Origin of the sequence: Gordonia rhizosphera NBRC 16068, assembly GCF_000298195.1 — a bacterium.
Taxonomy (GTDB): Bacteria; Actinomycetota; Actinomycetes; order Mycobacteriales; family Mycobacteriaceae; genus Gordonia; species Gordonia rhizosphera.
The window spans coordinates 1-24,771 of the sequence record NZ_BAHC01000136.1 but is presented as its reverse complement, the minus strand read 5'-3'; the positions used below and the strand labels follow the sequence as shown (position 1 = coordinate 24,771).

At 67.0% G+C, this 24,771-nt stretch carries 23 protein-coding genes and 1 pseudogene; 13 read left to right on the top strand and 11 right to left on the bottom strand.

The features are described from left to right. The 6 genes and pseudogenes from GORHZ_RS17285 to GORHZ_RS17260 all read right to left on the bottom strand — a co-directional run. Window positions 1-739, bottom strand: a pseudogene (locus GORHZ_RS17285) (PEP-utilizing enzyme); the annotation flags it as partial. Further along, complete coding sequence (locus GORHZ_RS17280; protein WP_006335140.1) at window positions 736-1,839, bottom strand: PEP/pyruvate-binding domain-containing protein; 1,104 nt, start codon at window positions 1,837-1,839, stop codon at window positions 736-738. The gene GORHZ_RS17280 and the pseudogene GORHZ_RS17285, both read right to left, overlap by 4 nt. Window positions 1,840-1,845: 6 nt before the next feature. Further along, on the bottom strand, window positions 1,846-3,123 hold the full coding sequence (locus GORHZ_RS17275) for a cytochrome P450 (protein ID WP_006335139.1): 1,278 nt from the start codon (window positions 3,121-3,123) through the stop codon (window positions 1,846-1,848). Window positions 3,124-3,225: 102 nt separating this feature from the next. Next, entirely contained in the window at window positions 3,226-4,020 is a 795-nt protein-coding gene (locus GORHZ_RS17270) for an IclR family transcriptional regulator (RefSeq protein WP_006335138.1), read from the bottom strand. A 22-nt stretch (window positions 4,021-4,042) separates the two neighbouring features. After that, the gene (locus tag GORHZ_RS17265) at window positions 4,043-4,729 is read right to left on the bottom strand and encodes an HD domain-containing protein (RefSeq protein ID WP_006335134.1); all 687 of its coding nucleotides are present in this window, start codon (window positions 4,727-4,729) and stop codon (window positions 4,043-4,045) included. Window positions 4,730-4,933: 204 nt separating this feature from the next. After that, window positions 4,934-6,532, bottom strand: a complete 1,599-nt coding sequence (locus tag GORHZ_RS17260) for a hypothetical protein (protein WP_006335133.1) — start codon at window positions 6,530-6,532, stop codon at window positions 4,934-4,936. A 377-nt stretch (window positions 6,533-6,909) separates the two neighbouring features. Between GORHZ_RS17260 and GORHZ_RS17255 the strand changes: the two genes are divergently transcribed. Continuing rightward, window positions 6,910-8,307, top strand: a complete 1,398-nt coding sequence (locus tag GORHZ_RS17255; protein ID WP_006335129.1) for an MFS transporter — start codon at window positions 6,910-6,912, stop codon at window positions 8,305-8,307. On the opposite strand, the gene GORHZ_RS17250 is transcribed toward GORHZ_RS17255, so the two are convergent. Continuing rightward, entirely contained in the window at window positions 8,298-9,953 is a 1,656-nt protein-coding gene (locus GORHZ_RS17250; protein ID WP_006335127.1) for a PucR family transcriptional regulator, read from the bottom strand. The genes GORHZ_RS17255 and GORHZ_RS17250 overlap by 10 nt on opposite strands. A gap of 236 nt (window positions 9,954-10,189) precedes the next feature. Here GORHZ_RS17250 and GORHZ_RS17245 point away from each other — a divergent pair, with 236 nt between their 5' ends. The 9 genes from GORHZ_RS17245 (at window position 10,190) to GORHZ_RS17205 (ending at window position 17,851) form a co-directional block, all read left to right on the top strand. Further along, the gene (locus GORHZ_RS17245; RefSeq protein ID WP_006335125.1) at window positions 10,190-10,639 is read left to right on the top strand and encodes a GlcG/HbpS family heme-binding protein; all 450 of its coding nucleotides are present in this window, start codon (window positions 10,190-10,192) and stop codon (window positions 10,637-10,639) included. A gap of 194 nt (window positions 10,640-10,833) precedes the next feature. After that, window positions 10,834-11,553 (top strand): iron-containing redox enzyme family protein, encoded by a 720-nt coding sequence (locus GORHZ_RS17240; protein ID WP_006335123.1) that lies wholly within the window; start codon window positions 10,834-10,836, stop codon window positions 11,551-11,553. A gap of 73 nt (window positions 11,554-11,626) precedes the next feature. Then, the gene (locus tag GORHZ_RS17235; protein ID WP_006335121.1) at window positions 11,627-12,001 is read left to right on the top strand and encodes a Rieske (2Fe-2S) protein; all 375 of its coding nucleotides are present in this window, start codon (window positions 11,627-11,629) and stop codon (window positions 11,999-12,001) included. Then, window positions 11,998-13,230, top strand: coding sequence for an NAD(P)/FAD-dependent oxidoreductase (locus GORHZ_RS17230; RefSeq protein ID WP_006335120.1), 1,233 nt, complete (start codon window positions 11,998-12,000; stop codon window positions 13,228-13,230). Before GORHZ_RS17235 ends, GORHZ_RS17230 begins: the two co-directional genes overlap by 4 nt. After that, on the top strand, window positions 13,227-14,681 hold the full coding sequence (locus tag GORHZ_RS17225) for an aldehyde dehydrogenase family protein (protein ID WP_006335115.1): 1,455 nt from the start codon (window positions 13,227-13,229) through the stop codon (window positions 14,679-14,681). Before GORHZ_RS17230 ends, GORHZ_RS17225 begins: the two co-directional genes overlap by 4 nt. Before the next feature lie 33 nt (window positions 14,682-14,714). Continuing rightward, entirely contained in the window at window positions 14,715-15,074 is a 360-nt protein-coding gene (locus GORHZ_RS17220; protein WP_006335114.1) for a Rieske (2Fe-2S) protein, read from the top strand. Next, a complete protein-coding gene (locus GORHZ_RS31725; RefSeq protein WP_006335113.1) occupies window positions 15,071-16,672 on the top strand; it encodes a gamma-glutamyltransferase family protein in 1,602 nt (533 codons plus the stop codon). Before GORHZ_RS17220 ends, GORHZ_RS31725 begins: the two co-directional genes overlap by 4 nt. Further along, a complete protein-coding gene (locus GORHZ_RS17210) occupies window positions 16,659-17,150 on the top strand; it encodes a RidA family protein (protein ID WP_157205239.1) in 492 nt (163 codons plus the stop codon). Before GORHZ_RS31725 ends, GORHZ_RS17210 begins: the two co-directional genes overlap by 14 nt. Beyond that, window positions 17,147-17,851: a YoaK family protein gene (locus GORHZ_RS17205; protein ID WP_006335110.1), complete on the top strand. Its 705-nt coding sequence runs from the start codon at window positions 17,147-17,149 to the stop codon at window positions 17,849-17,851. The genes GORHZ_RS17210 and GORHZ_RS17205 overlap by 4 nt, the downstream gene beginning before the upstream one ends. Window positions 17,852-18,149: 298 nt before the next feature. Here GORHZ_RS17205 and GORHZ_RS30930 read toward each other — a convergent pair whose 3' ends face one another. Next, window positions 18,150-18,713, bottom strand: a complete 564-nt coding sequence (locus GORHZ_RS30930) for a hypothetical protein (RefSeq protein ID WP_157205238.1) — start codon at window positions 18,711-18,713, stop codon at window positions 18,150-18,152. Between the two features lie 124 nt (window positions 18,714-18,837). Next, on the bottom strand, window positions 18,838-19,470 hold the full coding sequence (locus tag GORHZ_RS29555; protein ID WP_006335104.1) for a TetR/AcrR family transcriptional regulator: 633 nt from the start codon (window positions 19,468-19,470) through the stop codon (window positions 18,838-18,840). Between the two features lie 66 nt (window positions 19,471-19,536). Between GORHZ_RS29555 and GORHZ_RS17195 the strand changes: the two genes are divergently transcribed. Both GORHZ_RS17195 and GORHZ_RS17190 read left to right on the top strand, forming a co-directional pair. After that, window positions 19,537-20,871, top strand: a complete 1,335-nt coding sequence (locus GORHZ_RS17195) for an FAD-dependent oxidoreductase (RefSeq protein WP_006335103.1) — start codon at window positions 19,537-19,539, stop codon at window positions 20,869-20,871. Window positions 20,872-20,906: 35 nt separating this feature from the next. Continuing rightward, entirely contained in the window at window positions 20,907-22,418 is a 1,512-nt protein-coding gene (locus GORHZ_RS17190; protein WP_006335102.1) for an SIR2 family protein, read from the top strand. Between the two features lie 103 nt (window positions 22,419-22,521). Here GORHZ_RS17190 and GORHZ_RS17185 read toward each other — a convergent pair whose 3' ends face one another. Together GORHZ_RS17185 and GORHZ_RS17180 are read right to left on the bottom strand one after the other, a co-directional pair. Further along, window positions 22,522-22,977, bottom strand: a complete 456-nt coding sequence (locus tag GORHZ_RS17185) for a helix-turn-helix domain-containing protein (protein ID WP_083877335.1) — start codon at window positions 22,975-22,977, stop codon at window positions 22,522-22,524. 62 nt (window positions 22,978-23,039) lie between these two features. After that, window positions 23,040-24,110 (bottom strand): HNH endonuclease, encoded by a 1,071-nt coding sequence (locus GORHZ_RS17180; protein ID WP_006335097.1) that lies wholly within the window; start codon window positions 24,108-24,110, stop codon window positions 23,040-23,042. A 304-nt stretch (window positions 24,111-24,414) separates the two neighbouring features. Between GORHZ_RS17180 and GORHZ_RS17175 the strand changes: the two genes are divergently transcribed. Further along, on the top strand, window positions 24,415-24,771 hold a 357-nt coding region (locus tag GORHZ_RS17175), incomplete at its 3' end, for a hypothetical protein (protein ID WP_373279612.1).

Here is a 24,771-nt window from a genome sequence, read left to right as displayed (position 1 = left end):
GCTCGTCGTCCGGCCGGAACAATTCCATGTCCACGCCCTGGACCATCTTGGCGATCGCCTGGTCGGGAATGCCGGGGAAGACCTGCTTGCAGAAGCCGAAGAAGTCCAGGTATGCCAGGTAGCCGAGGTTGAGGAACTCGAAGTGATACTGCCAGTTCTGATAACAGAGCTGGATCAGCCTGTCGTAGTTCTCCATGAGGACCTCGGACCCGTCCTTGGCCTTGCCGGAGACGATGTCATCGAAGGGAACCATGTCCGGAAGTGGCTGGAAGCTCAGCGATTCCATCTCGTCGATGGTTCCCCGAACCTTGTCGCGCCAGGCGTTGAGAAGGCTGTCCCAGTTCTGGAAGTAGTGACTGGCACGACGCTCGAACTCGGGGACCCGAGCGGCGATCTGGTCCTCGGGCACGGCGACCGGCGACATGTAGAGGTAGCCGAGATGGATCTTGAACTCGATACCGTTGGCCGGCGGGATGAGCAGGTGTCGAGTGTTGTACTGGCCCAAGCACTTCACGGCGAACTCGCCACCGATGGTCTCGAACGGTTTGAACACCGTCGGCCAGTGCTGGCTGTCGCAGAACCAGAACTTCTCGTCCTCGCCACCGCTGAGGTTCTGGAACACCAGGTTGTACGGGTAGAGCTTCTCCCAGCCTTCGGCGCCCGCGGGTACGGGCAGATCGGAGGGCTTCGGGAAGGACTTCATCCGGGCGGTGTCGATGGGTTCCTGCGTGGTCGTCATGCGTTCTTCCTGTTCATGGTGAGGGAGGAGGTGATCCCGCTGAGGAATCCGGTGGGTGAGGTCGATGCACCGACGGTGACCGGTGTGGCGGGCGCGGCGACGGGAGGTTTGGTGGAATGGACGGTTTCGGGTCGGGCCTGCAGAAGCAGCAGCCCTTGGCCCTCGGGGAGATCACGGTCGATGGCCCACTCGATGTCCTGCGGACACCCGTAGTGCTTTTCGGCACGTTTGGCCATCGTGGCGATGGCGACTACCTCTTCGTCGGAGATCGACCGGCGGCAGCGGCGTTCGGCCGCGACCTCGCGCGCCACCAGGCGGCCGGTGGTCGCGTCGGGCACGAGTTCGTGGTGCTTGGCTCCGATGGTCTCGCTGACGAGCGAGAGCATGACCTTGTCGACCACGATGTTGTCCGGGGTCACCTGTCCGCTGACGACCATCTCGCCGACGCCATAGGAGGCGTCGATGGTGATCTTGGACCGGTCGCCGGTCGTGGGGTTCATGGTCATCGCCACGCCTGAGGTCTGGGAGTTGACCATCTTCTGCACGGCGACGGCCATGGCGAGTCCGTCGTCGGGGATATCGTTCTTGAGCCGGTAGATGATCGCGCGACTGGTGTACAGCGACGCCCAGCATTCCCGGATGTGGTCGAGCACCGCCTGCAGGCCGGACAACCACAGGTAGGTGTCCTGCTGTCCGGCGAAACTCGCGCCGGGAAGATCCTCGGCCGTCGCCGATGACCGGACAGCGACGGGTGCCGGAGCGGTGAACCGGGATTGCAGCGATTGATAGGCGTTGACGACCGATTCGCGGATGGCGGTCGGCACGGCGCACGAGCGGATGTGATCGCGGATGCTGGCCGACACCGAGTCCACGGCCACGACGTCATCGGCGTCGAGATGAGCCAGCGAGGTCTCGATCTTCGCCTTGAGCCCACTCTGGTCGGCGAACTCGGAATAGGCCGCGGTGGTCACCGCGAATCCCGGCGGGACGGGCATCCCGGCCGCCGTCAAGGTGACGAGTGAGGCACACTTGCCGCCCAGCGATTCGAGGGTCGGGGTCTCTCCGGAATCGAAGAAGGTCACGTAGGGGTTGGTGGTCATGTCTGGTCAGTCCTCCCAGGTGACGGGAACAGAAGTGGGGGCGCGGAACGACAGGTTGTCGCCGAAGGTGATGGCGTCGGGATCGATCAGGCGCAGTCGGGGGGCGTGGTTGATGACCTCCTGGACGACGATCTTGTCCTGCAGCTTGGCGAGCATGTTGCCCAGGCAGTAGTGGATGCCGTAGCCGAACGCGAGGTGAGTGCGGGCATTGGCGCGGTTGATGTCGAACGATTCCGGATCCTCGAAATGCGCGGCGTCCCGATTGGCCGATCCCATCACGAGCAGCAGTTGGGCGCCGGCCGGGATGTTCACACCCCCGACGGTGGTGTCCACCAGGGCCTTGCGCCTCCATGCCACGATCGAAGGGCTGTAGCGGAGGACCTCCTCGACGGCCGCCGGGATCTTCGTGGGGTCATCGATCAGCTGCTGCCATTGATCGGGATGTGAGAGCAGAACGCGCAGGGTGTTCGAGATCAGGGTGGTGGTGGTTTCGTGGCCGGCGAACAGCAGGCTGTAGCAGACCGACGCGATCTCGTGATCGGAGATCTCCTGACCCTCGTGCTGAGCCCGGACGAGATCGCCGACGAGGCTGTCGCGGTCGTTCTCGTGGGCGTCGGCGACCAGTCGCAGGCATTCGTTCCAGTAGTCGACGAGATTGTGTGCGTGCGGTATCTGCTCGTCGTCGGAGAGGTTGCCCCAGGTCATCGCGGCGCGCGAATCGGACCAGCGTTTGTAGGTGTCGACCTGCGTGACGTCGGCGCCGATCAGGGTGAGGATCGTGATGGTCGGGACGTCGTAGGCGAGGTCGCGGAGCAGGTCGCCGGTCTTGGTGTCGCGTGCGAGCATCGCGTCGAGCTGGGCCACGACGTTGGCGCGGATCGCCGGCTCGAGGGCCTTGTAGCGGCGCGGGGTGAACGCGGTCTGGACGATCTTGCGGATGCGGGTGTGCTCCGGCGGGATGCGCGCGGACAATCCCGAGTACGCGGTGAACCCGCCTTCCTCCATGATCCGTTTGGCCTCGGGGCCACGCTCACGGACGGGCGCCTGGGCGTTCTCGCTGCTGAAGGTCTCCCAGTCGTTGAAGACCGCTTTGACGTCGTCGTAGCGGGTGACCACCCAGTAGCCGATCCGCTCGTCGTACATGACGGGCTCCTCGGCACGAAGAGCCGCATACGACACGAACGGGTTGTTCTGGTTGAAGGGTTCGTAGCCGTGGTGCACCGGGCACCCCGCGCCGGTGGCGGGATTCCCACCCGATCGGGGCGCGGCCTCTGTGCGTGTCATCGGCACCTCCTGTGTGACGTGATGCGGATCGGTTCCGCACACACATAGTGATGACAAGCACAGCCCGCGGTCTATGCGCAACTTCCATTCAACGGAAGTGGGTTATTTTGTCAGCGGCCGTCGGGGACCGCGGACCCCGGGCGCCGACTGGGGGATCCGGACAGCCGCCTCGATGCGGCCGGCGACGCCGCGCAGCGCGGGTAGGTGTCGCTCCATCTGCGTGGCCTTGGTGGAGGGCATCACCAGGCCCAGCGCCGACGGCAGTGGGCTGGTGTGCACGGGCACCGCGATCGAACAGGACCCCTCGCGTACCTCCTCGAGGGTGACGGCGTACCCCTGCGCGCGGACCCGGTCGAGCTCGGCGGAGAGCTGCTCGGGTTGGACGTGGGTGCGACGAGTCGGTCCCTCGAGTCGCGCCGAGAGGTAGGCCTCACGAACCCAGTCCTCCTCGTAGGCGAGCAGTACCTTGCCGACCGCGGTCGCGTGCAGAGGGAGCCGTCCACCGACCCGGGATGCGCGGGGTACGCGGGTGGAGCCGTACACGCGGTCGATGTAGAGCGCGTCGCGGCCGTCGCGCACCGCGATGTGAGCGGTCTCCTGGGTGAGCGAGAACAGGTCCTGGAGGAATGGCCGGGCGGCGTCGCGCAGTTGACGGCCGGCGTTCTGTGAGACCTCCCAGAGGCGCAGGCCGACCACGTACCTGCCGTGTGGGGTGCGCTCCAACGCGCCCCACTCGACCAGCTCGGCGGCCAGTCGATGCGCGGTGGGCAGCGGGATGTCGGCGTGCTGAGCCAGTTCGCTCAGCGTCAGGGCGCCGCCGACCTCCTCGAAGGCGGACAGCATCGCGAGCACCTTCGACGTGACGGTGCGGCCGTCGCCGCGCTTCGCGTTCGCCACGGCGCCAGGCTACGCGGCATCCTCAGCCGAGGGCCACACGCTCGGGATCGGTGTCGATCGACACGATCGCGGCGAGAAGGCGCGCGAAGGCCCGGCCGGTGTCGCTGAGAAGGTGGTCGTGAACGCGGCTGGCGATCAGACGATGCGCCTCCTCGCGTGTCAATCCGAACCAGTTCATCACCGTGTCGACGCCGTGCGGGGTGAGGCGCCAGATCTTGTCCGCGTCTTTCATCAGCGCGTCGTTGAGGGATACGGCCTCGCGGCGGGAATCGTGGCCGTCGACGATGGCGACGATTTCGCTGGTCCGGTCGGCGTCCCAGCCGACCTCGTCGAGGATCGATTGTGCGATGCGGGCGCCTTCGCGTTCGTGCTGCAAGACCAGGTCTTTGCGTCCGGCGCCCGGAGCGATGGCCGACAGGACGTCGTCTTCGGGTACCTGCGACCAGCCGGTGTCATGCAGGAGGATCGCGGGCAGCACCACGTCGGGATCGGCGTCGGGCTGCTGCGACACCAGAGCGTGTCCGATGCCGTAGGCATACAGCGTGTGGACGTCATTGTCGCGAACGGCGAGATACTTCTTGGCCCGGCGCCAGATCTCGTCGTGACCCGGTGACAGCTCGACGATCCCCGTCAGCCCGTTCGCGCTCGGTACCAGCGAGGCCACATCGTGGCCGTAGTGGTTGGCCCTGGGAGTCAATGGCGGCAGCATGCCCGTAAGGCAACGTCGGCAACCATGGATCTGGCAAGAGCAGCGTTCCGTTCAACGGAAGTGATGTCGGCGATGGCTTGAGGGTATGCGCACCCAATCGCAGACGACAGGGCCCCGGGACCAGCACACACCTGGGCCCCAAACACCGAGAACCCACCGCACTCTCGCCAGTGCAGTGGGCCATCGGTTCGATCAGGGTGCGGCCTACAACAAGTACGTCGCGATCACCGTCGAGATGATCAACCCGCTGATCACCGGTAGGAAGCACTTCCGGGCCAGGCTGATGACGGGGACCCGGGCGAAGCCGGCGACCGCGACCAGCGACGACCACGCGACCAGAGTGCCGCCGCCGGACCAGATGTTGCCCATCTGACCGATCGCGGCCAGCGTGGCGGGGTCGATGCCGGAACCGGGGGCGAGCGCACCGGCCAGTGCACCGGTGAGTGGCAGGCCGCTGAAGCCGGAACCCTCGAGACCGGCGACGAGACCGACGAGCAGGACACCGAAGCTGGTGAAGATCGGGATGTTCGGCAGGTGCGCCTCCCCGGCGGTGACCAGGTCGTAGAGGAACGCGGGAGCCGTCGCATCATCGGAGAGGCCGAGGATCTGGCCGGCGTAGTCGGCGCTGCCGATGAGGAAGAACCCGGCGATCGGGAGCACGATGCCCATGGCCTTGAATGCGAAGACCAAACCGTCGACGAGGTGCTCGGCCGTCGTCTCGAGGAACTTGCTCGGTTCGTCGGCGGCGCACACCGCGAACAGCAGCAGCGCGGCGATACCGCCGACCATCGCGGCAGCGTCTCCGCCCTTCAGTTCGGGGACGACACCGATCTTGCCCAGCACGAGATAGGCGATGAAGACGAAGTACACCAGCGGCACCAGGACCGCGAAGATCATCGCCTTGCGGGTGCGCTCGATTCCATTCCCGCCATCGTCGGACGGCGTCCCGTGGTCGAGCACGGCAGTGCCGGTCGATCCGCCCGTCGTCGTGACACCGCCGTCGGAACCGCCGGACGACCGGACGATCGAACCCGAACCGGTTCCGCCGGACGACGCTTCCGTCCCACTGTTTTCCAGAGCCTCCGAGTCGGCAGCCTCCACGGTGGCGACATGCCGGTCGGCCTCGTTCTCCCACTCGGTCAGCAGCTCCGCCGACGGTGCGCGCCAGGTACGCCGCTGCATGACGAACGTGATCAGGAAGGCGACGCCGCCGACGATGAGCGACAGGATGAGCGACTTGTCGGCGACCGCGTCGGGGTCGATCCCGGCTGCTTTCGCCGAGATACCCGGCGCCACCTTCATCACGTAGTCCGACGACAGCGCCATACCCTGCCCGGCGATGGCGATCACCATGCCCACCGACATCGGCGAGAGCCCGGCGCGAATGGCCACCGGGATCAGCACGGCACCCACCAGCGGCACCGCCGGCGTCGGCCAGAAGAACAGTGAGATCACATAGGTGACGACGGCGAGGACGACGAAACTGCTGGTCGGACTCCGCATCACCTTGCGGAACGGCGCGATCATCAAGCGGTCGGCGCCCATCTGGCGCAGCCCGCCGAGCATGGCGGTGACCAGCGCGATGATCAGGAAGATGTTGAACAACTCTTTCGCGGCAACGAGGCTCGCGTTGAAGATCGACGCGATCGCCGTGACGATGCTGTCGGAGAACGCGAACGCCGTCAGGAATGTCGCGATGACGGCTGGAACGACGATGTTCTTGCGCATCACCATCGTGGCGATGATGACGATGACGCCGGCCAGGTACACCCAGTGGGCGGCGGTGAGATCTATGGGCTGCACAGTGCTGAATCCTTAACGGGAGAGTGAACGAAAGGGGCTGTGGTGGTGAAGACAATCCCCCCGCCACTCCGACCGGTCAATCAATACGATGCACACGGAATCTCCCGGTTTCGTGTGCACAGTGAACGTTTTCCGCAGTGTTGTCCGGGTCTGTGACCGCGATGTAACTCGGAAGGGAACTGGCTGTTTCCGCCCTGGTCACGGCTCAAAATCACCGGACGATGTCGATGGGCACTGTGTACACGGTGCCACCAATTCCCTGTGCACTCTGACCTTCGTCACGAGTTCGTCTCCCCCCGTCCGAGTGGAAACATCGTGACGAGAAGTCAGAGAGTCCGACGGTGGTTTCGGAGAATCCCGCGCGAGCAGAGGAAGAGATGACGGTACGCCGAGCCGAGCACGGCACAATCCCGGGCGACGACGCCGGCACCCCGGTGGCTCTGGCGGCGCTCTTGACCGGCACCTTCGTCGGGACCCTCAGCAACGGTGTGGTCAACGTGCCGCTCTCGGACATCCTTGCCGACTTCGACGCCCCGCTCGGCAGCGGCATCCTCGTCGTCGTCGGTTTCCTGCTCACCTTCGCCGCCGCGATGCCGCTCGCCGGATACGTCGGCGACCGCTTCGGGCGCCGCCGTATCTACTGCGCCGCGCTTGCCCTGACCGCGGTCTGTTCGCTGGGCGCCGCGACCGCGCCCACTCTGGAGATCCTCATCGCCTGGCGCGCGATGGCCGGTCTCGCCGCCGCGGTGTTCGCCCCGGCGGTGATGGGACTGATCGCGTGGCTGTTCGGACCGCACCGTCGGGCCCGCGCGGTCGGGGCGTGGGCCAGCGTCAACGGCATCGGGCAGGCGGTCGGACCGTCGGTCGGCGGCCTGCTCGCCGACGCCGCGGGATGGCGCTGGGTGTTCGTTCCGCTGGCGCCGATCGCGCTGGTCGGGCTGGTTCTGACGCTGCGCAGTGTGCCGCGTTACCCGGGCCAGACGATGCGCCTCGATGTCGTCGGTGCTGCCACGCTGACCCTCGGGGCGGCGTTACTGATCCTCGGCGTCACGCTGGTCGGTGCCGACTCGACGTCGCCCTGGATCGTGCCCGCACTGCTCGGCGCCGCTGTCGTCCTCCTGGCCTACGCCGTGTGGCACTGCCTGCGTGTCCCCGTCCCGTTCATCGACATGCGGGCGGTCGTCGAGCCGCGGTTCGCGCGCAGTGCCTGTGCGGCGTTCGCGCAGATGTTCGCGCTGGGGGCGACGCTGCTCGCGATCCCGCTGTACGCGCTGGCCCACGGCGCCAGCACCACGGTCGCCGGCATCCTGCTCTTCGCGCTGCCCGCGACGATGGCGTTGCTCGCACCCCCGGTCGGCCGCGTGAGCGACCGGCTCGGCGCCCGCCCGATCCTGCGGTCCGGGCTGATCACGCTGATCCTCGCGCAGACCCTGTTGGCCGTGGTCACCGCGGTGACGGTGCCGCTCGGATGGCTCGCCGCGGTGCTCGTCCTCACCGGCATCGGGGTGGCTCTGGTCCAGACGCCCGCGGCCGCGGGCTCCACCCGATCAGCGGCCGGCGCGCAGGGCACCGGACTGGGGTTGTTCAACCTGCTCCGCTTCGGTGGTTCAGCTTTGAGCGCCGCCTGGGTGTCGGTGGCGTTGCAGCACTGGGACTATCCGGCGCTGTTCGCGGTCACCACCGTGATAGCCGCGATCGGTCTGGCGGCGTCGTTCCTCGGCTCCAACCCGGAGACGGTCGAACCGCCCGAACCCGCGCTCGCGGGTCAGCGGTAACTCATCTCGCGGGCCAGCGACGACCCGAGGCTGTCGAGCAGCTCCAGCCGCAGCGCCAGCCACACGGTGAACTGGTTCTCCGGCACCCGGATGTCGCAGCCGACCGCCCGCGACAACCGGTCCAGCTTGGACAGCATCGTGTTGCGATGCATGTTCAGCGCCCGCGCGGCCGCGTTCACATTGCCGCCGTGTTCGAGGTAGGCGAGCAGGATGGTGTGCAGCTCCGTGCCCAGCCGGATCGGCCCGAGGACGTCGGCGGTGAATTGACGGCTGCGTTCGGTGTCGGCGATCTGCTCGAGCACCCCGAACGAGCGCAGATCCTGATAGGCGACCGCGCCCGTGATGTGCATGCGAGCGGCGATGTCGAGGGCGACGCGCGCCTCCCGGTAGCTCTCCCGGATCTGCGTGGCCCCGACCGCCGCCGCACCGTACGCCACCGCCGACAATGCGTGCCCGCGGGAGGTGAGGTCGTCGGCCATCGCCACCGCATACTCCCGGACCTCGTCGTCGATCTCGGCGGGCGTGGAGCCGCGGACCGTGCGGACCACCACCACGATGTCGCCGAGCACCGCGAGGTACGACCGAACATCCTTGTGTGGCAACAGACTCGCCGCATACCGGGCCAGCCGCAACAGTGTGCGGTCCGCCTGCGGTTCGGCCCCGTCCGCGCGGGACCCCAGGGCGCGGGTCGCGAATACCGCGAATGTCGCGTCGAGGTCGATGTCGTGATACTCGGCGCGCGTGCACATCTCGTACTCGGTGCCGAATCCGCCGTGCACCAGGGCCTGCACGAAGTCCCCGCGGGCGCGTTCCTCGGCTTCCTCGACGCTGCGCTGTCGCAACATCTCCGAGCCGATGATCGCCGTCGCCTGGGTCGCGACCACTTCGTGCTGGGCTAGGTCGTGGTCGCCGGGCCGGTCGCCGCGGTGCAGGATCACCACCCAGCCCTCGAAGTACTTGCCGAGCCGGATGGGGGCGACGGTGCTGGTCCACTCGCCGTCCGGGGTCTCCACCGTCATCGTCGCCGCATCGTGGTGGTCGCGGACGTCCTCGCGTCCGGTGAGCCGATCTCGCAGCGGCCCCGCGACGAGTTCGAGTGTCGCCTTCTCCAGGCCGTTGGCGGCGACGATGTCGCAGCGCGCGTCGAACACCAGCGCGGGCGAGTGCGACAGCGCCGACACCTCCCGCAGCAGCGTCGTCATGCCGGCGCCGCGGTGCAGCAGCCCGGCCAGCGACTGGTGCACATGCGTCGCGTACCGCATGACGTGCACTTCCTGGGTCAGGGTGCGTTCGGCGAGCAGACGGTTGAGCGCGGAGAAGCCGATCGGGAAGCCCATCTCGATGACGACCAGGCCGGCGGGGATCTGGTCTCGGGTGACCGCGGGCGGGAGCGGACCGTCGACGATTATCGCCGACGCGCCGCGCGCGGCCAGCGAACTCATGCTCGTCGGTTTCGCGGCCAGCGACTCGGGCCGGGCGTAGACGACGGTGGCGGCGAGGTCGTCGTAGCGGGTCATCACCTCGGCGAACGGCAACGCCCAGGTCACTGGCGCGGCCGGATCGGCGTGGTCGGAGATCACGCGGGCGCCTTCCATGAGCGTCTCGTCGAGGAGGCCGCCGAGGGTCAGTCGGGGGTGCGGTTCCATGGGGACCTGCTTTCGCCGAGGCTGTCGGCTGTCGAGGCCGTCGGTGCTTGTAGCGGTACCTGAATCAGATACCAAGGCAATCCGTCCATCACTATGTGCACAATAGTCAACCAGACGGGGATTCTCGGGTCATCTTGACAGGTTCGCGATCGCGGCTCATCCGGTTTCATGGTCATCACGCCGCACATCGACGGCGACAGACCCCAGTCCCACCCCGCGATCGAAGGTTGACTCATATGCACCGGATTCTGCGCATCACGCTCGACGACGCACTCCCGATCCTGGCCGCCGGCGCCGCCAAGGCCGCCGAGATCGGCGTCAAGCAGACCCTGTGCGTCTGCGATGACGGCGGCAACGTCATTGCGCTGCACCGCCTTCCGGGCGCCCGCATCACCGGCGTGGAGATCTCGATGGCCAAGGCCTACACCGCCGCCGGGCACGAGCGCGCCACCCACCTGTTCAACGAACCGCCGAACGGTCCCGCGCTGCCCGGTAACGAGGCCTTCGGCATCTCGCACATGCTGCCTGGCAAGTTCGCCACCTTCGTTGGTGGGTTCCCGCTCGTCCACGAGGGGCAGATCGTCGGCGGCATCGGCATCAGCGGCGGCAACGGCGAGCAGGACAAGGCGGTCGGCGCGGCCATGCTCGCCGAATTCGAGGCCGTCGTCTCCGCCGGCGTCAGCTGAGCCGTGCACTCTGACCCGATCCGGGCGCGATTCACCGACACAGTGACCGTGGCCGCGACCGGCGGGCCGCTCCTAGTCTCACCGATATCGAAACGCTCTCCGGGTGAGGGCCTTTCGATTCGATCCGCAACGTTGCGGTCAACTATCCAGCCCAATCATCAACTCCTGATACCACTTTCGAAAGGACTTCGACCATGACTGCTCTCATGGGACGCGACGAGTTCCGGGCGGCGCTCGAGAACGCGATCAAGGGCCGCGAGGCCAAGAACGCCTCGTTCAGCAAGGCGTGGGCCGACGGCACGCTCACCAAGGAGCACTTCGCCCGCTGGGCGGAGAACCACTACCACTACGTCGGACCGTTCGCCGACTACCTGGCCAACATCTATGCCAACACCCCCGATCACTTCACCGACGCCAAGGACTTCACCCTGCAGAACATGTACGAGGAGGAACTGGCCGACATCCGGCACACAGACCTGCTCATCAAGTTCGGCGAGGCCTGCGGCACCACCAAGGAGCGGATCGAAGATCCGAACAACATGAACGCCATCACCCGCGGCCTGCAGTCGTGGTGCTACGCGGTGTCGCAGCGTGAGCACTTCGTGGTCGCCACCGCGGCGCTCGTCGTCGGCCTGGAGTCGCAGGTGCCGAGCATCTACAAGAAGCAGATCGTCCCGCTGCGTGAGGTCTACGGCTTCACCGAGGACGAGATCGAGTTCTTCGACCTGCATATCACCTCCGACGTGGTGCACGGCGAGCGTGGCTACCAGATCGTGCTCGACTGCGCCGACACCCCGCAGCTGCAGGAACGTTGCCTGCAGCTGGTGCGGTGGGGTGCGGAGATGCGTTTCTCCTACACCAAGGGTCTCTACGACACCTACGTCGCCCCCGACCTGGAACTGTCCGGCGCATGACACCACCGGATTGCCATGAGGGCCTGCACAGTTCAGGCCCTCACGGCGAGCCGCCACGGAGGGAAGTGACCACATGGCAGACGATTCGCAGGCCGTCCTGGAGACAGGCCACTGGGTGGCGGCCGCCACCACGCGAGAACTCAAGCGCCGCCGCAAGTTACGTGTCGAACTGGAAGGCCGCGCGATCACCCTGTTCGCCGCCGGCGAAAACGTGTACGCCTTCGACGACCTGTGCGTGCACCAGAGGAACCGGTCGTTGTCCAAGGGCACGATGCTGCACGGCCGCGTCATCTGCCCCGGCCACCAATGGCAGTTCGACCTGGAAACCGGCTACGAACCCGATCAGGACGTCTGCCAGCCCACCTACCAGGTGCGGGTGGTCGACGACACCATCCACGTGGACCTGTCGCCCCGCACCGGTGACACCCAGCAGAGGAACATCTCATGAGCATCACCAGTGTCGCGATCGTCGGGACCGGCCACGCCTCGACGGTCACCGCCCGCACCCTGCGCCGACGCGGATTCGACGGCGCCATCACGCTTCTCGGTGAGGAATCACATGCCCCGTACCAGCGGCCCCCGCTGTCGAAGGAATTCCTGGCCGGCACCGCCGACGACGCGTCTTTGGCACTGCTGACCCCGAAGGTCATCGCCGACAACGACATCACCATCCGCACCGGCACCCGCGTCGAGGCGATCGACCCCACTACCCGCACACTGAGCCTTGTGGGCGGGGAGACGCTGACCGCCGACGCCGTCGTGCTCGCAACCGGCGGCCGGCCCCGAGAGCTGCCGGGATTCGCGGTCGGCTCCTCGCCGCGTGTCCACTACCTCCGCACCTTCGACGACGCCGTCCGGCTCCGGGACCGGCTGCGTGCCGGAAGTCGACTCGCCGTCGTCGGCGGCGGATTCATCGGACTCGAGATCGCCGCCACCGCTCGAGGATTCGGCCTCGACGTGACCGTCGTCGAGGCCGGACGACAGATCCTCGAGCCGCGCCTCGGCGCGCAGATCGCCGGACTCTGTGCAGACCTGCACCGCAGCAACGGCGTGGACCTGCGTTGCGGCGTCGGCGTCGAATCGGTTGCTGACGGGTCCTCGGGACTGCAACTGTCCCTGTCGGACGGCACCGTCCTCGACGTCGACGACGTGGTGATCGGCATCGGCATCGAACCCAGCACCGAACTGGCCGTCGCCGCCGGACTGCACGTCGACAACGGCATCGTCGTCGACACCGTCGGCCGCACCTCGCAGCCGGGCATCTACGCGGTCGGCGACGTCGCCGCCCGCTACTCGGAGGCCGCCGGCCGGCACGTGCGCGTGGAGCACGTCGACAACGCCAACCGCCAGGGTTCCGTCGTCGCGCGAGCCATCCTCGGCGAGGAGAAGCCCGACGACAGCGCTCACTGGTTCTGGTCGGATCAATACGAGTTCAACATCCAGTTCACCGGACACCATCAGGGCGCCGACGACCTGGTGTTCCGCGGCAGCGTCGACGACCGCGAGTTCTCCGCCTTCTACCTCCGCGACGGACACCTGACCGCCGCCTTCGCCATCGACCGCGGCGAGGACATCATGGCCGCCCGCGAAATGCTCGGCCGACCATTCGACCGCGCCATGCTCTCCGACGAGGACCTCGACCTCTGGGAACTCGGCGAGGAAGGAGTACTGGCATGACCCAGCAAGCGATCAGCGGCGCCAACTTCATCGGCGGACAATGGCTTCCCGCCGCCTCCGGCGCTACCTTCGAGAGCGTGAACCCCGCCGATCCCGGCCAGATCGTCGGCACCTTCCCCGACTCCGCCGCCGACGACGTGCACGCCGCCGTCGACGGCCTGGTGAAGACCGGACCGGAGTGGGCCGCCACACCGCCGGAACGGCGCGCCCGCATCCTGGAGGCCGCGGCAGATCATCTCGAATCCCGCGCGCCGCAGTTGATCGAGGAGATGATCCGCGAGGAGGGCAAGACCCGCGCCGAGGCAACCATGGAGGTCGGCCGCACACCGATGAACCTGCGGTTCTACGCTGCTGAGGCCGTGCGATCGGGTGGCAGCACCTACCCCGCGGCCGGGAACACGCTCGTCTACACCGTGCGCGAACCGGTCGGCTGCGTCGGCGCGATCACCCCGTGGAACTTCCCGCTGAACATCCCGTCCCGCAAGATCGGGCCCGCCCTGGCGGCCGGAAACACCGTGCTGTTCAAGCCGTCCGAGATCACGCCGTTGATGGGGCAGCGTCTGGTCGAGGCCCTGCTGGCTGGCGGATTGCCCACTGGCGCCATCGCTTTGGTGCAGGGCGGAGGAGTTGCCGGCGCGGCCGTCGCCGCCGATGACCGGGTCGATGCGGTGACCTTCACCGGCTCCACCGACGTCGGCCATGCCATCCACCAGCAGGTCGGGCCCCAGCGCCGCGCCCAGCTGGAGATGGGCGGCAAGAATCCCACCGTCGTGCTCGGCGACGCCGACATCGAGATGGCCGCCGCGACCGTCGTCAAGGGTGCGTTCGGGCTCTCGGGGCAGGCGTGCACCGGCACCAGCCGGCTCATCGTGGTCGACGAGATCCACGACGCACTCGTCTACGCCGTCGTCGCGCGGGCCGAAAAGCTCGTCGTCGGTTCGGGATTGGACAGCGACGTCACCATGGGACCGCTCGCCAGCGCCGCCCAGCTGAACAAGTACCGCGAATACGTCGCCGCCGGACTGGCGGAGGGCGCGGTGTTGCGTACGCCCGAGCCGGCAATGGACGATCGCGCAGGCTTCTTCGCCCGTCCCGTCGTCTTCACCGATGCCACTCCGGATATGCGGATCGTCCGTGAGGAGATCTTCGGTCCGGTGCTGGCCGTGCAGCGCGCCCGCGACCATGCCGAGGCGCTCGAGCTGGCCAACGCCACCCGGTTCGGCATGAGTGCCGCGATCATAACCCGGGATCTGCAGCGCGCCATGGACTTCGCCCACCAGTCGCAGACCGGTCTGGTGAAGATCAACCAGCCCACCACCGGGATGGCGATGAACGCACCGTTCGGCGGCTACAAGGCGTCGAGCACCCAGACGTTCAAGGAACAGGCCGGCGATTCGATGATGCAGTTCTACCAGTCCGAGAAGACCATCTACCTGACGCCATCGGGCTGACGGACACAGACATTCACCACAGAAGGAAAAGCCATGGAATTCAAGCGGGTTGCCCGGTCGGGTCAGGTGCCGGAAGGCATCGTGCGGCGTTTCTACTCCGAGGGGTACGAGTTCGCCATCTCCCGTCTCGACGGCAAGGCATACGCGACCTCCAACTACTGCTCACACCTGGACTGCCTGCTCTCCTCGGGGAAACTCGTGCAGGACGGCATCGGATGTTCCTGTCACGGAAGCACTTTCGACTTGGAGACGGGCGAGCCGATCTGCCCGCCGGCCACCGAGCCGATCAAGACCTATCCGTGCCAGGAGCGTGACGGCGAGATCTTCGTCGGTATCGACCCGGCCGAGCCGCCGGAGGGCCCGCGGCGCAGGAAGCTCCGGGCCACCTCATGACCGCGGCCGCGCACCGCCCGCCCACCATGGCCACCCGCGGGATGGTGGCCACCAGCCATCCGCTGGCCAGCGCTGCGGGACTCCAGGTGCTGGCGTCGGGCGGGAACGCGATCGACGCCGCACTCGCCGCCGCGGCCATCACCTGGATGACCCTGCCCGGACAGTGCGGCATCGGCGGCGACGCGTTCGCCGTCGTCTCCGAACCGGACGGATCGGTGTGGACGGTCAACGGTAGCGGCTACGGACCCGACGGCGGCACCCCCGACTTCTATCGCGCACAAGGCTTGACGTCGATCCCGCTCGACGGACCGCTCGCCGTCGCCGTCCCCGGGGCTCCGGCGGCGCTGGCGGCGCTGCACGCCGGGGGAGCCACTCGAAGTTTGTCTGAGCTGTGGGAGCCGGCCGCGCGGATCGCGGAGCGAGGACTGCCGTGCTCGGCGAAGACGCGGGACGACGTTCGCGAGGCTCTTGGGTCGATTCAGCTGGACAACAACCTGTCTCAGGCGTTCACCGATTCCGGCCGCGTACCGCTGGTCGGATCGCGTCGCGCCCAGCCCGAGCTGGCTGCCACGATCCGCCGGCTCGCGACTGATCCGCGGTCGTTCTACACTGGTGAACTGGCCGAGCGGTGTGTCGAGGCTTTGACTCTGGGTGGTGCGCCGTTCTCCGGTGACGAGTGGCAGGCTGCGGGTTCGGTTGCTCCGGAGGCGGCCCTCAGTGCGAGGTATGGCGGTGCGGTGATCCACCAGACGCCGCTGCCGTCGGCGGGGTGGATGGTGCTGCAGCAGGCGCAGCTGTGCGGGCCGGAACTCGGCATGACCCCGTGGATGAGTGCCGATGCGATCGAGCGGATGGCCGTCGCGGCGCGGTTGTCGTTCGAGGATCGGTTCGCGTTCTGCGGCTCCGACAACGACGGTGCGGATCGGGTGCTTTCTCCTGCGGCCGTTTCTGAAGGACGTGTGGCGCTGGCGTCGCGTTCCGTCGGGTCGCGCGAGTTCACGGTGACCGGCGGCGATACGACCTCGCTGGTCGTCGTCGACGACGAGGGCCGCTCGGTCAGCTTCATCCACTCGCTGGCCTTCACCTTCGGAGCGAAGTTCAGCGTCCCCGGCACCGGGATCGTGCTGAACAACCGCCTCGGCCGGGGCGCCTACCTGATCGACGGCCATCCGAACGAGGTGAAACCCCGGCGAAAGCCGTTGCACACCTTGAACGCCTGGGTCGCCACCGACGACGCCGGCCGTCTGGTGGCCGTCGGCAACACCCCCGGCGGCGACGGACAGGTCCAGTGGAACATGCAGGTGCTCTCGCATCTGCTCGATCACGGCCTCGACCCCCAAGAAGCGGTGTCGGCGCCGCGGTTCACCGTGTTCCCCGGGTCAGATGCCAACACGATCGGCAAGGACCAGGAAATCCGGATCGAGACCACCGTCGCCGCCGAGACCCGCGATGAACTGCGTCGTCGCGGCCACGCAGTGCGCGACATTGCGCCGCTCGGGGAACCCGGTAGCGCCCAGGTCATTTCCGTGGACGCCCAGGGATTCCTGCTCGGCGGCAGCGATCCCCGACAAGAAGGAGTCGCACTTGGCCTCGAATGAGAGCCTCGCCGTTGCCGTTCCGACACCGCAGGGCCGGTACGTTCCGGCGACCCGGGTAGGGTCGACGATTCGGACGGCCGGGATGACGCCGCGATCTGACGGCCAGTTGCTGCTGACCGGTCGCGTAGGTGTCGATGTCGATGTGGTTCAGGCACGCGAGGCCGCCGCGGTTGCTGTGCGGAATGCGCTGGTTGCCGCGCGCTCGCTGGTTGCTCCGGGGGAATCGCTCCGCTGTGCAGAGATGACCGTATACATCGCCTGCGACAGCAACTTCACCGCACTCTCGGCGGTCGCCGACGGTGCCTCCGACGTGCTGGCCGCCGTGTTCGGCCTCGACGGCCTACCCGCCCGCCGCGCCGTCGGCGTCTATGCCCTCCCCGGCGGTTCCCCCGTCGAAGTCGCCCTCGTCGCCGAAGCCCAACTGATCCCTGAGGAGCCCGCGACGAAGGAGCGTGCGTCACGAAGGGCCACCCCGTGACACTCACACCCACTCAACGCCGAACCCCAACAAGCAAATTCGCCGCACTGGACTCCCCCTCCCGCCACCTCGCCCTGATGCTCGCCCTCACCTTCGTCACCGGCCTCGTCGACTCCGGTGGCTATCTCGGTCTCGACAAGGTGTTTGTCGGCAACATGACGGGCAACGTCGTGGTCCTCGGCATGGGCGCCGCCGGCGCCGACGGCCTGCCCGTGCTCGGTCCCGCACTCGCGTTGGGCACCTTCATCTTCGGCGCAGGAATCGCGGGCCTCGCCATGCGTTCGAGCCCGGCGGGATGGAGTCCACGACTCACGGCCGTCGCAGCGGTCTCAGTCATGCTGGTCGCAGCCACCGCGATACTCATCGCGGTCACGCCCGCAGATTCAGCCCCGGCGATCGTCGCCGCAGCACTGACGGCCTGCGCCATGGGCATGCAAGCCGCCGCAGCACGCAAGGTGGGCGTCGCCGATGTGACCACCGTGGTCGTGACATCGACGATCACGGTCTGGGCCGTCGACATGTTCGCCCGGCCGAGTCGGGCAACGATTTTGAACCGGCGACTCGCCGCGATCACGTCGATCTTGTTGGGCGCGTTAGTCGGTGCGCTGCTCGTGAAGGTCGAGCTGTGGTTGGTGTTCGCAGTCGCGGCAGGGATCGGAGCTGTGGTCGTCGCTGCCGGTCATCGGGCGGAGGTTCGGTAGGGGCGTCTGCCGAGCGATTATCGGCGCACCCGACCTTGCTTCCGCGGACGTTCCACGTACTGCGACGCGTCCAGTCACCCGTGATCTCCGCTTCACTCACGTTTGCTCGCTTGGCGCACGGGTGCCCGCCGGACGAGCGTGCGAATCGCGTAGATGGCCGATTCGAGTCAGCGCGCTGCAGTGAACGCGTTGACCACCGATCGGAGGGTGTCCTGCCAGACAACGTAGAAATCACTGGTCCGACGCCCCGGCCAGAAGCCCAGACCCGCTTCCATCAGATCTAGGGCGGAAGTCGGTGTCATTTTGGGAATCGGACGCCACCTGGGCAGGGGCCGGATGTATAAGCCGATTCAATCGGACCCGCCACGATCGACGGATCATCGCCCCTGTCGGCGTCGTTCAGTGATTGTCCGGCCTGAACAATCCAGCACGGTCGAGACCCACCGTAGATTGTCTCGTCGAAGGCGGGTGTCCAGTCTGGCGTCTTGACTTCGTAGTCTGCCTGCGTTCCGTACGCATAGCAGTACGCCGCCTTCGTCTCGTGGGCGAAGTGATCGACGCACTCTAAAGCCAGCTTCTCGATAACGGCGGCGTCTCGGCTGCCTGCGACGAACCGGACATTCGACTGTCCTCCCTTATTCACCTTCGTAATCCCATGTGCCCGCACCATCGTCGTCGAGAACACCGGTTCAGGGGCTTGGGTCGCAACGGAAGATGCTGTCCTTGTGGCTGAGGAAGAGGATTGAGCTCGCGGTGACTCGACTACGGTGGACGAAACCGCCGAGTTGTCGGCCGCGGTTTCGGTGCATCCAGACAGCAGAGCAGCGAAGCCGAACACGGTGGCGATCGTAAGAGTCTTCATAGAGGGAGTATGCCCCCGCGGCCGGTCGTAACAGGTCCCTGCCATATGAGCGCGTCGCCTGCGGGAAGGTCACGGCGATGTGTCGCAATATCGAGCGCGAACCTGTGCGGACCGAAGGTCTGATTCAGCGCGGCATAGCGAACCCGCTAACCACCGATCTGAGTGTGTCTCCCCAGACGGCGTCGAAATCGCTGGGAGCGACACCCCGCCAGAAACCGGGCCCCGCAGGCGGTGGCTGTGCGGCGAGTTCGCAGCCGGCCAGTCCCTGGCAGGTGGCGTGAAAGGCGAAGATACAGTCGGCGTCGCTGCGGGACGGGTGGATGAGCCCGGCGTCACGCACCCGGGCGACCCAGGCGGCCAGCGCGTCGTAGCTGGCGATCGCGGCCTCGACGACCCGATCCTGTTGCAGGGCAGCGGGGGAGATCTCGTCGAAGGTGAGGCGGAACAGCGCGGGCCGGCTGGTGGCGAACCCGCGAAAGCCCACCACTCCGGCGCGTACCAGGTCGGCGACCGGGTCGTCGGTGGGGGTCAGCTCGCCGACCCGGGTGGCGAGGTCGCGGTAGCCGAAGGTGGCCAGCGCGTCGAGCAGCCCCTGCATGGAACCGAACAGGGCGTAGACCGCTCGATGACTGGTGTGCGCGGCGTCGGCGACCCGGCGCACCGACAGCGCCGCCTGCCCCTGCGCGTCCATGAGGTCGGCGGCCACGGTGAGCAGGTGCTCGGCCGTGGCGTCGTCGTGAATCTTCGGCCTACCCATATTGACAGGCTAGCGGAACAGCGTAACGTAACGACATAACGTAACACTGCTACGAAAGGCTGGATCATGAGCACTCGGGTAGTCGTCGTCGGCGGGAGTATCGGCGGACTCGCGGTGGCCGCGGTCCTCGCCCCGGTGGTCGACGAGGTCGTGGTGATCGAACGCGCCGACGCCGCGGTGGGCAGTGTGGCGCCGCAAGGCCTGCTCCCACACGCGATGGTCATGGCGGGCAGCGTGGTGCTCGAGGAGTTGTTCGACGGGTTCCATGCCTCGCTGCTCGAGCAGGGCGCGGCATCGGGCGGGCCGGACCCGACCCGTATGCCGGTGTACTGGCATGCCGCGGGTGTCGCGCGACGACACCTGGTGTTGCCCGATCTGGGATTCCCCCGCGCCAGGTGCGGGCGTCGGTTGATCGAACCCGAACTGCGGCGCCGGGTGCGGGCGTTGCGGTCGGTCACTGTGGTTCAGGGAGTCGTCAACCGGGGTATCCGCGACGACGCCGGCCGGTTGGTCGGGGTCGGTATCAAGAACGGGCCGTCGTTGCACGCCGACCTGGTCATCGATGCCACCGGACGCGCCGGGCCGTTCCGGCGCGCTGTCGAGGTGCCCGAGCCGCCGATCACCGAGGTCGGTGTCGATCTCAAGTACACCGGGTTCGTCATCGAACGCCACGCCGCCGACGCGGAGCTCGGCGAGCTGATCCTGGTGCAGAACACGCCCACGTTGCCGCGGATCGGTGGGCTGCTGCCGATGGATGCCGATCGCTGGCAGGTGATCCTAGGTGGCTACTTCGGCGACAGCCCACCGACCGACCCCGACGGCGCGCAGGCTTTCGCCCGCACCCTCGCCGACCCCGTGGTCGCGCCGTTCCTCGAGCGCCCGTTCCTCGAGGAGCCCCGCCGCTACACCTTCCGGTCGAGCCTTCGCCGCCGCTGGGACCAGGTGTCCACACCGGGGTATGTGGCCGTCGGCGACGCGGTCGCCAGCTTCAACCCGATCTACGGACAGGGGATGAGTTCGGCACTGCTGCAGGCGAAAGCACTGGGTGAGGAGGTTGCGCACCACGGCGTTGGTCCAGGCGTCGAAGGCCGGATCGCGGCACGCCTGGCCACGGTGGTGAACAATCCGTGGACGATCGCCACCGGCGGAGACTTCGTCTACCCCGACACCCGTGGCCGGCGACCGCCCGGACATGGTCTGGTGTCGCGCTACATCCAGCGGGTCATGCGCGCCTCAGCAGGAGACGATCGGGTGAACGCCGCGTGGACGGAGGTTCAGCAACTCGTCGCCCCGCCCGCCTCGCTGTTTCGGCCCGCGGTCATGGGGCGAGTGTTGACAAGGCGCGGCAATGGGATGAACGTGGCCGCCACGGACCCTCTGACCTACTCAGTTCGAGATTGACTCTCGTCAGAACAGCCCGCTCCTAGAATCGTCCCGTGAACGACACCCACGAGCCCGGCCACCTCTTCGTCCTTCATGGTCGCATCGAGAACCTCGACGTCGACGCGGTGATCATCCCGACGGACTCCGACTTCCGGGTCGAGCCGCACTGGCATCCGATCACCGGTGATCCCCGACAGGCCAAGCCCGACGGATGGGGATGGGAACTGGGATTCGGTCAGAGCCGCGCCGACGACGCAGTGTGGTTCCTGAGCGTCTTCGACGACGATGCCGTCGAGGGCGAACACCTCGGCAAGCGGGTCCAACGGACTGTGCGGGCCATCGTCATGGCGGGACTGACGGCGGCGGAATCGCGGGCGGTGCCCCGCATCGCGATTCCGGTGCTCGGCATCGGGTACGGAGGTCAAGGGGCCCACCGCGGTCGCGTGCTCGACACCTTGCTGCACGCGCTGTTGCACTCGGTCGGTCAGCACGGCGTCGACATCGTCCTCGTGACCCCGGATCGGTCGGTTTTCAGCGCGGCCCAGCATCGTCGCCGGTCGATGTCGGATATGGGTGCCACGCCGCTGCCCTGGGTGCTGCCCGACGACGCGCTCGACGAAGCCAGACGACTCGGCCGTCTCGCCCGGGACGGACACCTGGCGCTGTTCCTCGGCGCCGGCGTCAGCATGGCCGCCGGGTTGCCGTCGTGGGATCAACTGCTGCAGATGATCGCCGACCGCGCCGGTGTCGACCTCGAACCGATGAAGAAGCTCGGGAGCCTGGATACCGCCGAACTCCTCAAGCACGCAGTCGAGCCGCAGGTACTCGGCGAGGTGGTCGCCGAGATCCTCGGAACACCGACGAAAATCTCACTTGCACATGGTCTTCTGGCGGGACTGGGTGCGCATGAGGCGATCAGCACCAACTACGACGGGCTGGTCGAGCTCGCCGTGTCACAGACAGGCCACCGAGCGCCGTCGGTGCTGCCGTGGGAACCCGTCGAAGTGGGACGGCCATGGCTCCTCAAACTGCACGGCGATCTTCGCAAGCCCGAGAGCATCGTGCTCACCCGACGCGACTTCGTGCTCTTCGACGCCCGGTCCCGGCCGGCCGGATCGCTCCTGCAGGCCACGTTGATGACCAAGCACCTGCTGATCGTCGGGGCATCCTTGGCCGACGACAACGTCATTCGCCTTGCGATGGAGGTCGACGAATACCTGCGCACCAACGGCACCGAGGCTCGGCAGGGGACGTTCATCGATGTATCGGGACACGCAGCCAGACAACAGTTGTGGACCAGGCAATTCGACTGGTTCATCTGTGCGGGCGCCGAGACCAAGGACCGGGTCCGGCAGATGGAGATCTTCCTCGACGTGGTCGCCGCCTATGCCGCGACCGACGCATCGTGGTTGCTCGACGACCGCTTCGCGGGGCTGCTGAGTCGGGATGAGCGACGCATCGTCGAGCGGGTGAGGGATGCCCTCGACGAGGTGCCGAGCGGCGCGAACGGATTGTTGGCGCCGCTGGAGTCGATCAGGGAGGCGTTGGGAGGACGGGCTGAGTGAAAACAATGCGGATGCCGATGCTCAGATCCCAGGGTTGTCCCGGCATAGGCTTTCCGGAACTCAACCGGGAGGTGGCCGGCGGCCTCACCAATGTCGTCGGATGTCACAAAGGCACCGCGTCGGCGAGCACACGCCGGGAAAAGCGATCATCGATGAGCGCACCTTCGCTGATCACGTCGACGTCGATGCCGAGCAAGTCGCTGAGTTCGGACATCAAGATGCCCACCTCGCCCAGGTGAGTGTTTGGGAGGAAGGTGACGAGTAAATCGAGGTCACTGTCGATCGTGTCGATACCCTTTGCGGCGCTACCGAACACCCGGATGTTTGAGCCTCGGTGGGCGGCCACGAGTTCGCGGATCTCGTCGCGATACCGGTCGAGCAGGACCGACGGACGCTGTCTGGTTGCTGCCTCGACTCGAGCGGCCACCTCCGGGGTGATCGTCCGTCTGCCGCTCTCGTAGGCGGAGATGTGCGGCTGGGCCATCCCACACGCATCAGCAAGCTGGGACTGCGTCATGCCGGCGCGCTCTCGTCGTCTGCTGAGCTCGGCGCGATCCACAGCGAGAGTTTATGCCACTTGTGGTAAGTCGCCGTCCGGTTCGGATCGGTGCCGCAACCGGGTCAGCGTGCGTGCCATTCGAAGTCGACGCGTCCAAGGACTCCGATGTCCTTCCGACCCAGCCAGATCGGTGTGCTGTCGGGCTGAGTCGCGTAGAGCCCGTGCGCCGCAGACACCACGCGATCGAACTGGCACGGCCAGTTGATGTCGGCGGCGAGCGCGTCGAGCACCGACTGGCCACGGCCCAGCGCATGGTCGACGTGGGTGGGGGAGGGCAGCAGGTCGGACTTGTTGGAGTTGCAGGACGGGCACGCCAGTACCAGGTTGGCCAGGCCGTCGATCCCGACCCGGGACCACGGCAGCACGTGGTCGACATGCCGGGTGGCGGTCAATCGTGTCGAACAGTAGAAGCACTGCGGCCCGAACTCGCGCGCAAGGAGGTCGCCGGCCTTCAGCAGCGAGACGCGGTCGGCGCCGAAAAGGTGGTCGGCGATGTCGGGGCCCTCGGCCAGCAGAGACTTGTTCATGCGGCGTACGTCGTCGACCCAGGCGAGCTGGAACGCGGGTTTCAGCAGCGGGGCGAGGCGGGCCAGCGTCGTGCAGACACCCGGGAACAGCTGCAGCTTGTTGCCGTGGTCGGCGATGACCCGCATCGAATCGGTGCCCATCCACGAGTCGTCGTATAGGAAGCGTTCGCTGTCGGTAAGGGTGGTGACGTTCTGTAGCAGCTTGAGCGGGTAGCGGACGAGGGTGCGCTTGACCGTGGTGTGCGCGGCGACGTAGGCGTCTGAACCTTCGGCGACGACCAGGTCGACGGTCGGTGTCCGGTGGGTACGCGTCAGTTCTGCCCGAAGACCGGCGACGGTAGTGAAGATTACTCCGCGGCCGTCGTTGGATTGCCGCAGCTGATGCCCGTCGAGCGGCCGCATCTGACGCCAGTACAGCTCGATGACCCGGGCCGTCAGCTCGTCGAGGTCGATGTCGACGGCGTCGTCCGGATCGTCGGGAACGGACTCGACGCTCAGCTCCAGGAGCGCCATCAGGACTGCGAGCTTGTAGGTCGCCGAGCGCCGCCCACCCTCGAGAAGCGCGACCAGCTTCTGACCCAGCGTGAGTGGGTCGGAACGGGTCATTCGGTCAGTGTACGAAGGTCGCTGCCTGAATTCGTGAATTCCACATTTGCGGTGGTTCTCGCAGTACTGGCTACGATCGTCAGCCCAGGTGAGCTGCTGATTTCACCGCAGCTGGGCGATTGGTCGACCACGACCGGCCCGTAGTCCGAGAGTCGTCATGTCCACCCACCGCAGCGCGACTGTCCGAATCGCCCGTTACGGTGTGAGCGTTGTTGAACACCGCATCGAAGCGGTCTGAATTGGTTGGTGATGAGTGGGCAGTCGGGAGAATGACGCGGAACTCCGGGACCGTGTCAGCAGGTTGATGCAGTTCCTTCGGGAGATCGTCAAAGCGAGGACCAGCCCCGTCCTGGACGTTGAGAAGCATGAGCGCGTCCACTGGCTGTACCGAGATTCCGCGACACTGAACATCGATGCGGGTGCGGCCGCCGGAGATGTGGTCATCCGGGCTCCAAGGGTCAACCTCGATGAGCCGCCGACCGTTCCGGCCGGTCTCAAAGGGTGGCTTGATGACATCGCCAACTTGGGCCGCAGCGACACGCGCGGCCCGAGACTGCGCGATCAGATCCCGCCGGGGATGTCGTCGAAGCTCACCGCAGATCAGGCGCGCGAAGCCTATCGCCGCTGGTACGAGACGTGGACCCGTTGGGCGGAAACCGAC

Excerpts from the sequence above, each read along its gene's own strand:
- GORHZ_RS17265 (WP_006335134.1), bottom strand. The coding sequence starts at position 4,729 with ATGCTGCCGCCATTGACTCCCAGGGCCAACCACTACGGCCACGATGTG.
- GORHZ_RS17255 (WP_006335129.1), top strand. The coding sequence starts at position 6,910 with ATGACGGTACGCCGAGCCGAGCACGGCACAATCCCGGGCGACGACGCC.
- GORHZ_RS17250 (WP_006335127.1), bottom strand. The coding sequence starts at position 9,953 with ATGGAACCGCACCCCCGACTGACCCTCGGCGGCCTCCTCGACGAGACG.
- GORHZ_RS30930 (WP_157205238.1), bottom strand. The coding sequence starts at position 18,713 with ATGAAGACTCTTACGATCGCCACCGTGTTCGGCTTCGCTGCTCTGCTG.
- GORHZ_RS17220 (WP_006335114.1), top strand. The coding sequence starts at position 14,715 with ATGGAATTCAAGCGGGTTGCCCGGTCGGGTCAGGTGCCGGAAGGCATC.
- GORHZ_RS17280 (WP_006335140.1), bottom strand. The coding sequence starts at position 1,839 with ATGACCACCAACCCCTACGTGACCTTCTTCGATTCCGGAGAGACCCCG.
- GORHZ_RS17275 (WP_006335139.1), bottom strand. The coding sequence starts at position 3,123 with ATGACACGCACAGAGGCCGCGCCCCGATCGGGTGGGAATCCCGCCACC.
- GORHZ_RS17240 (WP_006335123.1), top strand. The coding sequence starts at position 10,834 with ATGACTGCTCTCATGGGACGCGACGAGTTCCGGGCGGCGCTCGAGAAC.
- GORHZ_RS17180 (WP_006335097.1), bottom strand. The coding sequence starts at position 24,110 with ATGACCCGTTCCGACCCACTCACGCTGGGTCAGAAGCTGGTCGCGCTT.
- GORHZ_RS17235 (WP_006335121.1), top strand. The coding sequence starts at position 11,627 with ATGGCAGACGATTCGCAGGCCGTCCTGGAGACAGGCCACTGGGTGGCG.
- GORHZ_RS17245 (WP_006335125.1), top strand. The coding sequence starts at position 10,190 with ATGCACCGGATTCTGCGCATCACGCTCGACGACGCACTCCCGATCCTG.
- GORHZ_RS31725 (WP_006335113.1), top strand. The coding sequence starts at position 15,071 with ATGACCGCGGCCGCGCACCGCCCGCCCACCATGGCCACCCGCGGGATG.
- GORHZ_RS17225 (WP_006335115.1), top strand. The coding sequence starts at position 13,227 with ATGACCCAGCAAGCGATCAGCGGCGCCAACTTCATCGGCGGACAATGG.
- GORHZ_RS17230 (WP_006335120.1), top strand. The coding sequence starts at position 11,998 with ATGAGCATCACCAGTGTCGCGATCGTCGGGACCGGCCACGCCTCGACG.
- GORHZ_RS29555 (WP_006335104.1), bottom strand. The coding sequence starts at position 19,470 with ATGGGTAGGCCGAAGATTCACGACGACGCCACGGCCGAGCACCTGCTC.
- GORHZ_RS17195 (WP_006335103.1), top strand. The coding sequence starts at position 19,537 with ATGAGCACTCGGGTAGTCGTCGTCGGCGGGAGTATCGGCGGACTCGCG.